Raw genomic sequence first — 11479 nt, 5'->3', positions numbered from 1 at the left:
CTACAAAGTCTCTGCCTTGTATAAATGGCCAACAACTCGCTGCAAAAACAACCTTGAAAGGTCAACAGACCCTAGATCATCAGTGTTTTTTTATGCCTGTAAATTAGCTCACAAGTCAGTTAATACAAGTCAATTGATGCTAATCGAATGTTCAAAAAAGCCATCGATGAAAACCGATGGCTTAATGATTTGTGAGTTGATGCCTTTATCATCAATTCACACTTACTACATGCTACTTGCTACTTGCTACTTGCTACTTGCTATAAATGCTCCTCAGCAAATTCAGCCAAGCGTGAGCGCACCACGCCATTTAGGTAAATATTGGCACTACCATCAAAGTCTTTAAAGCGTTCCACAATGTAGGTCAGCCCTGAAGTCACCGCAGTCAAATAGGTTGAGTCAATTTGCGATAAATTACCACAGCACACTAACTTAGTGCCCTCGCCCATTCGGGTGATCATGGTTTTAATTTGTGATGCCGTCAGATTTTGACATTCATCTAAAATGACCACTGAGTCCTGAATCGAGCGGCCCCGCATAAAGTTAATCGACTTAAACTGCACGTTGGCCTTTTCCATAATGTAGTTCATGCTGCCAGTCGGGTTAACATCATTTTTGTGTAGTACTTCGAGGGTATCGGTAATCGCTGCCAGCCACGGCGCCATTTTCTCTTCTTCTGTGCCAGGTAAAAAACCAATAGACTCGGCAATTTCAGGCGTGTTACGAGTGACAATAACCTTCTCGTATTGTTTTTTCTCAACCACTAACTCAAGTGCTGCAGCCATGGCAATTAAGGTTTTACCGCAACCAGCGGGCCCTGTAAGAATAACTAAATCAATTTCAGGATCGAGTAAGGCATTAAGCGCCATACCTTGATAAATATTCTTTGGTTTAATCCCCCACGCCTGCAGATGCTCAAGTCGGTCACGACCATAATCAATAATATTAAGGTGGGTTTCAGTGCGACTTGCGACCTTGCCGCAAAATTCAGTGGCTTCATCAATTAAATATTGGTTTTTATAAAATGGCTCGTTACCCACTTCTGAAATATTCACTTGGTGAACGGTTTTTCCGGCGACGCGATCTGTAGAAACCTTGTCAACATTGCCCCAGAAATCACCTTCAAATTGATAAAACCCTTTGGCAAGAAAGCGAATGTCGTCAATTAATTGATCGGTTCGATAATCTTCAACCCTTTCAATGCCCGCCCCCTTGGCTTTTAGGCGCATGTTGATGTCTTTGGTGACTAACACGACTTGACGGGGTGAGTGAGTTTTTTGCAGATGCAGAGCGGTATTAATGATGCGGTTATCGTTGTTATCACCGGGCAGATCGCCTGCTGTAAAATCGATTTGATGGTCTGGGAATATGGATAAACTGCCTGAAACGTCTAAATGACCTTCGCGAGCTGGGAGTGATACACCGTTAAGGATTTGTTCTGGTGAGGTCTTTCCTCCGAGGATATCCTCTAATGCCCTAATGGCGACTCGCGCATCACGACTGATGTCGTGCTTTCTGTCCTTAATATTGTCTAACTCTTCTAACACTGTCATTGGGATGATTACATCATGTTCCTTAAACGAATATATCGCTAAAGGTTCATGCAGTAACACATTGGTATCCAGTACAAACAACTTTCTGTCGTTATGTTCCATGGCGCCTCCAGAGTGCTCAATGCAAAGGGGTAACTAAGGGATTAATCCAACTTAAACTCCTGATATTAAAAATATAATAAACTTACAGCGATAGATAATCTCTATCAGTGCACAATTAAACTATGCCAGCAAATCTATTAACTCTCAATAGTTAATCGGATGTTTACTAGGTCAGTTTAGGGGAATAAAGATGTCATTTAGATGACAATAATGTGGCAAATTCAGACTTAGCTAAATAAAATTGTCGATCATGAATATTTAAATCGCTGCTAGAATTTAAATCTAGCAGCGTTTGTTATAACATACGCGCCCTTTGTTTTAATCAGCCCCGAATGAGAGTAAAAAATGCCGTTTGCTTTAGGTCAACGCTGGATTAGTGATACCGAGTCAGAACTTGGTTTAGGTACTGTTGTCGCCGTCGAAGGACGCATGGTCACTGTACTGTTTGCTGCCGCCGATGAAAACCGTCTGTTTTCACGCGATGAAGCCCCATTAACTCGTGTAATTTTTAATCCAGGTGACTCAATTGAAAGCCATGAAGGCTGGAAACTTACCGTCAATGAAGTCGAAGAAAAAGATGGTTTAGTGACCTACATCGGCATTCACAGTGAAACGAATGAAAGTGTTCGTTTACGTGAAACTCTGCTGAACCACAATATTCGTTTTAACAAACCTCAAGATCGTTTATTTGCAGGTCAAATTGACCGTTTAGAGCGTTTTGGTATTCGTTACCAAAGTCAGCTATTGCGGCATAAATTGGCTACCTCTGACTTACTTGGTCAGCAAGGTCCACGTGTAGGCTTAATTCCACACCAACAGTGGATTGCCCATGAAGTGGGTCGTCGTTATGCGCCGCGCGTATTACTGGCTGATGAAGTCGGTTTAGGTAAAACCATTGAAGCAGGTTTAATCATTCATCAACAGCTGCTCACTGGCCGTGCTGAACGTATCTTGGTTATCGTACCTGATACTTTACGTCATCAGTGGTTAGTCGAAATGCTGCGTCGCTTTAATTTGAAGTTCTCAATTTTCGACGAAGACCGTTGTGTAGAGGCTTATGCTGATAACGACAATCCATTTTATACTGAACAATTAGTCATTTGTTCGCTTGAGCTATTGCGTAAAAAACGCCGCTTAGAACAAGCTATTGATGCTGATTGGGATTTAATGGTCGTTGATGAAGCGCATCACCTTGAGTGGAGCGAAACAGCGCCGAGCCGTGCATATCAAATTGTTGAAGCATTAAGTGAAGAAGTGCCAGGCGTGTTATTGCTTACCGCAACTCCTGATCAACTTGGTCATCAGAGCCATTTTGCGCGTCTACGTTTACTCGACCCTGATCGTTTCTACGATTATGAAGCCTTTCTTGAAGAAGAAAAAAGTTACCAAAGTGTGGCAGAAGCCGCCGAAGCTCTCACTGCCAACACCAAGCTTGCAGACAGCGCCATTAACAGCTTAACTGAGCTGCTGAGCGAAAAAGACATTATGCCTAGCATTAATGTTATTCAGGCTGAAGATGTGGCTGATGACGTTAAACAAGCTGCTCGTGATGAGTTATTGCAAGAGCTACTTGATCGCCATGGTACTGGCCGAATTCTTTATCGTAATAGCCGCGCATCAGTCAGTGGTTTCCCTAAACGATTCTTTAATCCACATCCATTAGCCATGCCGCAAGAATATGTTACTGCTGAGCGTGTGAATGCGATGATGGGTTCTAAAAAATCACCGCAAGATCAAGCCAAGCAGTCCCTAAGCCCAGAAAAGCTTTACCAAGCTTTTGAAAGTGAAAGTGCCAGTTGGTGGAAATTTGATCCCCGCGTGGATTGGTTAATCGACTTTTTAAAAGAGCACCGCAGTAAAAAAATATTGATTATTGCGAGCCAAGCAGAAACCGCTTTAAGCCTTGAAGAAGCATTACGTACCCGCGAAGGTATTCAAGCAACGGTATTCCATGAAGGTATGTCGATCATCGAGCGCGATAAAGCTGGCGCCTACTTTGCTCAAGAAGAAGGCGGTGCGCAGGCACTGATTTGTTCTGAAATTGGCTCAGAAGGACGTAACTTCCAGTTCGCAAGTCACCTTGTGTTGTTTGACTTGCCGCTAAACCCTGACTTACTTGAACAGCGTATTGGTCGATTAGATCGTATTGGCCAACAAAACGATATTCAGATTCACTTGCCGTACCTACAAGATACCGCGCAAGAGCGCTTAATGAATTGGTACCATCAAGGGCTTAACTCGTTCGAGTTAACCTGTCCTAGTGGCCACATTCTTTACTCTGAATTCGCTGACGAATTAACAGCGGTGCTGAACGATGCCGACCCAGAGTTAATGGCCCAATTACTGAATCACACACAAACTCGTTACCAAGAGCTTAAGCAAGCGATGGAACAAGGCCGTGATAAGTTATTAGAAATTAACTCTCATGGTGGTGAGCAGTCGAAGAAACTCGTTGAACGTTTAGCTGAACGCGACTCTGATACTCATTTAATCGGCTCTGTGATCCGTTTATGGGACATTATCGGTGTCGATCAAGAAGATCGCGGCGAGAACTCTATCGTACTGCGCCCAAGTGAACACATGCTGTTCCCATCTTACCCAGGCTTACCTGAAGATGGTGTGTCTGTCACGTTTGACCGTGAAACTGCATTGTCTCGTGATGATATTGCGTTTATCTCGCAAGAGCATCCGCTAGTACAAACGGCATTAGATTTAATCACAGACTCTGAAACCGGTACCACCAGTGTAGCAGTGCTTAAAAACAAAGCCTTACCTGCTGGCACCTTGTTCTTAGAATTGATTTACATGGCTGATGTCAGTGCCCCTAAATCATCGCAGTTATACCGTTATATGCCGCCAACACCAATCCGCGTGTTGCTGGATAAAAATGGTCTTAACCTGTCTGACAAAGTGGATTATGCAAGCTTTGATAAGCAGCTTAGTGCGGTTAATCGTCATATTGCCAGTAAGCTTGTCAATGCATCTCAACCAATTTTGCATCCATTACTGGCCAAAGGTGAAGAGCAAGCTCAAGCGGCTTTAGCTGAATTAGTTGAACAAGCTCGTGACAAGATGACGCTGCAATTAAACGGTGAATTAACACGTTTAGAAGCACTTAAAGCGGTTAACCCTAACATTCGTGATTCTGAGTTAGACTATATCCGTAATCAAATGGCTGAGCTCAATAGCTACATTGATGACAGTCAATTCCAGCTAGATGCTATTAGAATGGTATTAGTTAGCCACGTATAATACACTGCTAACATAACGCTAAAAGCCCTGAACTTCTTATTAGTACGGGGCTTTTTTGTATATGCCTTTCAAAAAACTGTATAAGTAATCGTAATGAAATTAATCCGACGCGCTCACTACCGCACAATATTTTGCTCAAGTTTACTCGCGCTAACGAGCTTGTTTTCATTTAATGCGCTCAGTAACAACCTTTTTAATAGCACACTGTTAAGTGCTAGTTTGTTATCTGACAGCGTATTCATACCGATTAGTGACGCCGAAAAGCAACAGATTACCGTTCAAGATCAAACAATAGAAGTATTGGTTAAACCATGGCAAGGTAAGAAACAGCACGGTGCTGTTTTTCTTGTGGGGCCAACCGACACTCACGCCAGCGGACGTGGCATTATTCGTTATTTACGCCAACAAATTCCATCAAAAGGCTGGGCAAGTATCAGTATTAAACCCACTGAAGGCCTGTATCGCCCTAATTTTGCCACTTCAGCTGACCAAGTCACCAAAGCGGGTGAGAAACAGCTTGAACTTAATGCCTATCAAATAACACCAAAGTACAGCTCTAGCCAATTATTAGAACTTAGAAATTTCCAACAGAATGTTATCAATGAATGTTTGGCTCAACTTGAGACAATTGGAGAACAATTTCCAGGAAAGCGAATTATCATTGCCGCTGATGACAGTGCAGGGATGGTGATTAATTTGCTCCATCAAGACAAATTAGCCAAACCGGATTTACTGGTTGTGATTAATCCTTACCGTGAATTTGAGCAGCTAATCGATGAGCAGAATCGTGACTTATCAATTGCAATGCAACTAAAAGAGCTCGATATTCCCGTATTAGATTTACAGTCAGCCAATGCGAATCGAGTGTCGATTACAGAAGCTGAAGTGCGCAAACAGCAAAATCAAATCAAGTCGAGCCACCACTATCGTCAATACTTATTGCAGTTAGACCTTAATCATCAAGGTGGTTGGGAGGAAGCGTTAAAACATATTGAAGGGTTTGCCCGTAAAATCGTTGGCCGCTAATGCGGCCAATGGTAACTAGCCTCAACACTAACAAATCAGAAACTATCCAACTCAATCTCTTAAAGCCGAACGACTAAAGCCTAAAACTACCAACCGGATTGACGGTCCTGATAAGGTTTTGTTGATTTTTTAATTTCTCGATGGCCTGCAATACTGCGGTTTTTGCCGACCAATAAACGGATTTGGCTTAAAGACTCTCGGCTTAGCAAACTACGTAATGTACCAGACCAGTTTTTGTTAATACTCAATTTGACTGCTGCATTCGTATCTGGCGAGCGTTGCATTAACTTGTCAGCGAACAATTGCGCTTGTTGATGTGGGTCGTCATACACTTCAGTGACTAATCCGTACTCGAGTGCTTTATCTGCAGTGATAATGTCAGCGGTATACGTCAGTTGTAGCGCTTTATCTTTTGGCATAATTTGTCTTAAGCCCGCAAGACCTGCCATATCAGGTAATAATCCCCATTTAGATTCCATTATCGACAGTTGCGCATCTTTACTCGCAAACCTAAAATCAGCGCCTAACGCTATCTGCACGCCACCGCCATAACAAAAACCTTCAATAACTGCGATAACAGGAATGGGTAATTGCTGCCAGCCAAGGGAGACTCTCTGTGCCAAATTAGCATTACCAGGTAGCCACTTGAACAATAATTTCAGCGCAGGCATCACAGATTTCGACACACTTTTCACGTCCAAGCCAGAACTAAAGTTTCCTTCTGCACCCGATAAAATAACCACTCTAACCGCTTTATTTTTGTGTAATTTTTTTATGGTTTTATCAATAGCTTGAAATAGCTCGATGTTGAGTGCGTTGTATTTATCAGGCCTATTGAGTGTGACATGGGCAACGCCATTTTCTACCCTTAACTCAACGAGTTTATTATCCATGGTTCATCCTTTACTGGTCAGTCCAGATTGCAAGTTAACATAAATCCTCCACTTGTCGAGTAGTTAACCCAATAGACACACGGCAATAACAGAAATACCCCACAAAAAACACCAAATGAATACGTAAGCATCAAATTCAACATAAAAAAGCGTCATATAAGATACAATTTTGCGATAAGTGCCAAAAAACTGTCGAATTTTAATGCTAATCATCAGCAATAAGTTGTAAAATAATGTTTAATAAATGTAGGGTGTAACGTTTTAGACTTTTCAGCAGCTAACTTACTGTTGCTTAATGCAATTAACCAAAACGTTAAATCATCAACTACACTCAATAATAATAAAACCCGTTAAAGGATCATCTGTCTCTATGACTATTCCTATTTTGATATGCGATGACTCAGGATTAGCCAGAAAGCAAATGGCGCGAACCTTGCCCAAGGAATGGGACGTTGATATCAGTTATGCTACTAATGGTGCTGAAGGACTCGAGGTTATCCGTGCAGGCAAAGGTGAGATCGTATTTCTCGATCTCAATATGCCTGTAATGGATGGATATGAAGTATTAGAAGCCATTCAAAAAGAAGATTTGCCTGCGTTGGTCATCGTGGTGTCAGGTGATATCCAAATCAAAGCTCACGAAAGAGTCAAAGCACTAGGCGCATTAGATTTTATTCAAAAGCCTGTCAACGCCGAATCCATCAGTAATATCCTCGAAGAATACGGCATTCTGACCTTAGCATTAAAAGATGCAGGTAATGACACGCCGATGTTTGAAGTGGATTTACGCGATGCTTGCCAAGAAATAGCCAACGTTGCTATGGGTCGTGCAGCAGACTTATTGGCAACCCTATTAGATGTGTTTGTCATGTTGCCTATCCCCAACGTAAATGTCCTTGAAGTCAGTGAACTGACCATGGCACTAAAAGCCACTGAAGAAAGTTCAAAAGTATCAGCATTGTGCCAAGGCTTTATTGGCGCAGGCGTGGCTGGTGAAGCCCTTCTGTTATTTCATGATTCAAGCTTTGAAGACATGGCCAAGTTAATGGGTCATAAAAACCCACAAGATACTGCAAATGAGATCGAAGTGTTAATCGACACTGGTAATGTGCTTATTGGTGCATTCCTTAACGGTATCTCTGAGCAATTAGATATGAAGTTTAGCCAAGGACATCCTGTTGTTTTAGGACGTCACTGCACGGTGAATGAGCTAATCCACGACAATTCAGAAAAGTGGCAACGCACCTTAGCAATGGAAATCAATTACCAAATTGAAGATCACAATGTCCAGTGCGATTTATTACTTTTATTTACCGAAGACTCCATCCCAACGCTTAACTTTAAGCTGGGTTATTTGCTCGATTAATCAACCTATTTAGCGAATAACACATTCGCAAATAATTAAAATAATAAAGAAAGTTGGATGTTAACTCATGTCTACTGATCAAAATGCAATGAACGAACTTCACTGGCTTATTGATATGGTGCAAACCATAGAGGTTGGCTTGGTCGTATTAGATCGTAATTACAACATCCAGTTGTGGAATGGGTTTATGGAAAACCATAGTGGCGTATCGCCTAATGCCATTAAAGGCAAAAACCTATTTGAAACTTTTCCAGATTTGCCTAATGAATGGCTAACTCAAAAAATGGAATCGGTTTTTTTACTTAAAAACCGCTCGTTTATTAGCTGGGAACAACGCCCATACGTCTTTGAGTTTAAAAACTATCGCCCAATCACAGGTCGTGCTGATCACATGTATCAGAATATCACCCTGCTGCCCTTGGCTTCGCTCACCGGCAACATAACCCATATCAGTATCATTGTTTATGACGTGACTGATGTGGCGATTAATAAGCTACAACTCAAAGCGGCCAATGAGCAATTAGAAAAACTCAGCCAGACTGACAGCTTAACCCAACTATTTAACCGTCGTCACTGGCAAGAGTGTTTTGAAAAAGAATATGAACGCTTTGCGCGTTATGGTGAAAACGGCAGCATGATTATGATTGATATCGATAATTTCAAACAAATTAACGATAAGTATGGTCACCCTGCTGGCGATAAAGTCATTCAGAATATAGCCCATATCTTAAAACAATCTTTACGTGAAACAGACTTTGCAGGACGTTATGGTGGTGAAGAGTTTGCAGTGGTGCTAACGAATACCAGTGCTGACGAGTCGAAATACTTCACTGAACGCTTGCGTAAGAAAGTCGAATCATCCCAAGTGGTTTATAAGAACCAAATCATCAAAGTCACCATCAGTATTGGGGTCAATTCCTTATCAGAAGACACCAAAAATAGTGCTAGTTGGTTATCAGGAGCAGACAAGGCCTTATACCTTTCAAAGGAAAATGGCCGTAACCAAACTTCGGTTTATAAAACCAAGTAGAAGCTAATATCTCCATAGTTATCAATAAAAAGCCCACTCATTTGAGTGGGCTTTTTATGATTTTTCAGAAACAAGTTAATTAAAACTCATCTTCTTCATCTTGTTCTTAATCAAGCTCATCTTCGTCACCGACAAAGAAGGTTCCCCAACCGTCATAATCCACTTTTTGCTTTTGCGCTAAAAGCATCAGTTGCTCACAAGCTTTATCTAGCAAGTCAGCTTCAAGTGCGTGATTAGCAATTGCATCAAAACAGAAAATGATTGAGCCATCTTCTAGCTCCATCTCTTCAGCATCATTCACTTCAAAACCAAGTTTAAATGCATCAACCGCTGCTTTTTCTAAACGGTCAAAATTAGTCGATGAAAAGTGATGCTCAATCGTGTATTCGGCATCGGCTTGCGAACCATCAGCAAGCAAAGCTTGGATAATTTCACGGTTCTCAGCAAACTGCTCTTTTAAAAGACCTTCAATAGACATGGAGTAACTCCGTTAACAAAATAATGCGGCTAATCGCTAATTATACGTGATAAATCTACTGAGGTTTAGCCATTAATGCCGATGCTTCTTGATTTAATTCAGCTAAACGCTTTGACATTGCCTCATGCACCTTAGCACAAAGCTTTTTAACATCACTTTTATCCACATTTGCAGTCGACATCGGTGCCATCATTTCCACAATCACCACACCGTTATTCCAACGGTTCAATTTAATGTGGTTTTGACATGACGCCAGTACTGGGACTATTGATGCTTTAGCTGCGATAGCGGTGTGGAATGCACCTACTTTAAATGGCAATAAACCACGCCCTCGTGAACGGGTTCCTTCAGGGAAAATCCAAACTGATAATAGTTTGTTTTTCATTTTCTCGACTGTTTTAGCCATGGTATCAAAGGCACTATGACGGTTTTTACGGTCAATCAGAATATTACCTGACAACCAGTAAATTTGCCCAAATAGCGGCATCCACGCCAAACTTTTCTTACCTAAACTCACTGTCGCTTTTGGAACAGCTGAAGTATGAGTAAATAAATCAAAGTTATTCTGATGATTCGCTAAATAGATTTTAGGTTCTTTCGGGTTTTCTTCTGTTGCATGACGAGTAATGACTTTAATGCCAAGGATTGGGGCAACGGATGAAAAAATGCGAGCGATAACATGGACATTATCACGATGCATTGGTCTGACAATACAAAGGATGATTGCGAAAAAAAACGCCAGTGTTAATAACACTGCAAGAATAATTGAACGAGCAATTAACAGCACAAGCAGGCTCCTGCGAAGAAAGTGGCGACAGTATAGCCAGCACGGATGCTGGACTCAATGATTTGTTTGATTTCAGTTTACAATTGTAAGCTTAAATGATTATACACCAGCCAAGATGAATTAATGATGCGTTAAACATTAACGCATCATTAATTATACAGTTTGACTCGGATTTTATTGAGTGTGTTGCTGATTTGAGTATTTAATTGCTTAGGGATGAAGCCGTTTTTGACGCCTTCATCGACAGGAATACTCGCATTAGAATCGCACTCATAGCTAACGCAGCTACAATCGCGGCGCCACTCGGTAAATCATAAGTGGCCGAAAGTATAAGCCCTGCAATGTATCCAACAAATCCAACCACATAGGCAAGTGCCAATAATCCTTTTCCTTGGTACTTATTCAGTGCCAAGGCAGGAAGGATTAAGGTACTAAAGACCAAGTAGACGCCAATCAACTCAACCGAAAGTGTTATGACAATGGCAAACAGGAAGTAAAAACCTGCACCGTCTAACACTTGTGGTTTCATCACGATTAACGCCAATATAGCGGCAGAAACAATGGCTGGCAGGACGAGCTGAGACCAGTTAACCCATAATATTTGCCCCGACATTAGCTGTTTTAATAGCTCAGCACCATGAGGATCATTCGATAGCAGCAACATGGCTGCCACCGCACTCAGCACATAAAAACAACCAATAATCGCTTCAAGTTCATCAGCAAATCTTTTAGATAACCAAGCAATAAAACCTGCACCCACCAATGCAAATAACGCAGGCATCCACACATGAGAAAAAGGGAGTTCCTCAATACTGTGGTCCATATGCGATACGATTGCACCTAAAGCAGCCACTTGAGCAATGGCCAAATCAATAAAGATAATCCCACGTTTTAATACTTGGCGACCTAATACAACATGAGTAGACAGTACTAGTAAGCCAGCAACAAATGCAGGAATTAAAATAGGTAGCAAATCGAGATCTAGCATAAGT

General features: G+C 41.6%; 9 protein-coding genes. 4 read left to right on the top strand and 5 right to left on the bottom strand.

Going from position 1 to position 11479, the window contains the following annotated elements; all coding sequences use genetic code 11:
* Window positions 1-260 precede the first annotated feature (260 nt).
* The gene (locus LMH66_RS16385) at window positions 261-1655 is read right to left on the bottom strand and encodes a PhoH family protein (RefSeq protein WP_102526627.1); all 1395 of its coding nucleotides are present in this window, start codon (window positions 1653-1655) and stop codon (window positions 261-263) included.
* 345 nt (window positions 1656-2000) lie between these two features.
* Between LMH66_RS16385 and rapA the strand changes: the two genes are divergently transcribed.
* Together rapA and LMH66_RS16375 are read left to right on the top strand one after the other, a co-directional pair.
* Window positions 2001-4907, top strand: coding sequence for an RNA polymerase-associated protein RapA (rapA, locus tag LMH66_RS16380; protein ID WP_229371308.1), 2907 nt, complete (start codon window positions 2001-2003; stop codon window positions 4905-4907).
* 93 nt (window positions 4908-5000) lie between these two features.
* Window positions 5001-5933 (top strand): DUF3530 family protein, encoded by a 933-nt coding sequence (locus tag LMH66_RS16375; protein WP_229371306.1) that lies wholly within the window; start codon window positions 5001-5003, stop codon window positions 5931-5933.
* 86 nt (window positions 5934-6019) lie between these two features.
* On the opposite strand, the gene LMH66_RS16370 is transcribed toward LMH66_RS16375, so the two are convergent.
* Window positions 6020-6826 carry a crotonase/enoyl-CoA hydratase family protein gene (locus tag LMH66_RS16370; RefSeq protein WP_229371303.1) on the bottom strand — a complete coding sequence of 269 codons (807 nt, stop codon included), beginning with the start codon at window positions 6824-6826 and terminating at the stop codon, window positions 6020-6022.
* 370 nt (window positions 6827-7196) lie between these two features.
* Here LMH66_RS16370 and LMH66_RS16365 point away from each other — a divergent pair, with 370 nt between their 5' ends.
* Window positions 7197-8192 (top strand): response regulator, encoded by a 996-nt coding sequence (locus LMH66_RS16365; protein ID WP_229371301.1) that lies wholly within the window; start codon window positions 7197-7199, stop codon window positions 8190-8192.
* Between the two features lie 67 nt (window positions 8193-8259).
* Window positions 8260-9222, top strand: a complete 963-nt coding sequence (locus tag LMH66_RS16360) for a sensor domain-containing diguanylate cyclase (RefSeq protein ID WP_102526632.1) — start codon at window positions 8260-8262, stop codon at window positions 9220-9222.
* Between the two features lie 106 nt (window positions 9223-9328).
* Here the strand turns inward: LMH66_RS16360 and rraB are convergent, their stop codons facing one another.
* The 3 genes from rraB to LMH66_RS16345 all read right to left on the bottom strand — a co-directional run bounded on the left by rraB (window position 9329) and on the right by LMH66_RS16345 (window position 11475).
* Window positions 9329-9700, bottom strand: a complete 372-nt coding sequence (gene rraB, locus LMH66_RS16355) for a ribonuclease E inhibitor RraB (protein ID WP_229371299.1) — start codon at window positions 9698-9700, stop codon at window positions 9329-9331.
* A gap of 55 nt (window positions 9701-9755) precedes the next feature.
* Window positions 9756-10487: a 1-acylglycerol-3-phosphate O-acyltransferase gene (locus tag LMH66_RS16350; RefSeq protein WP_229371297.1), complete on the bottom strand. Its 732-nt coding sequence runs from the start codon at window positions 10485-10487 to the stop codon at window positions 9756-9758.
* 202 nt (window positions 10488-10689) lie between these two features.
* Entirely contained in the window at window positions 10690-11475 is a 786-nt protein-coding gene (locus LMH66_RS16345; protein ID WP_102526635.1) for a metal ABC transporter permease, read from the bottom strand.
* Between the last annotated feature and the right edge of the window lie 4 nt (window positions 11476-11479).

The organism is Shewanella sp. 10N.7 (genome assembly GCF_020806285.1).
Taxonomy (GTDB): domain Bacteria; phylum Pseudomonadota; class Gammaproteobacteria; order Enterobacterales; family Shewanellaceae; genus Shewanella; species Shewanella electrodiphila.
The sequence above is the reverse complement of the archived record's forward strand: the minus strand, read 5'-3'. Positions and strand labels throughout refer to the sequence as shown.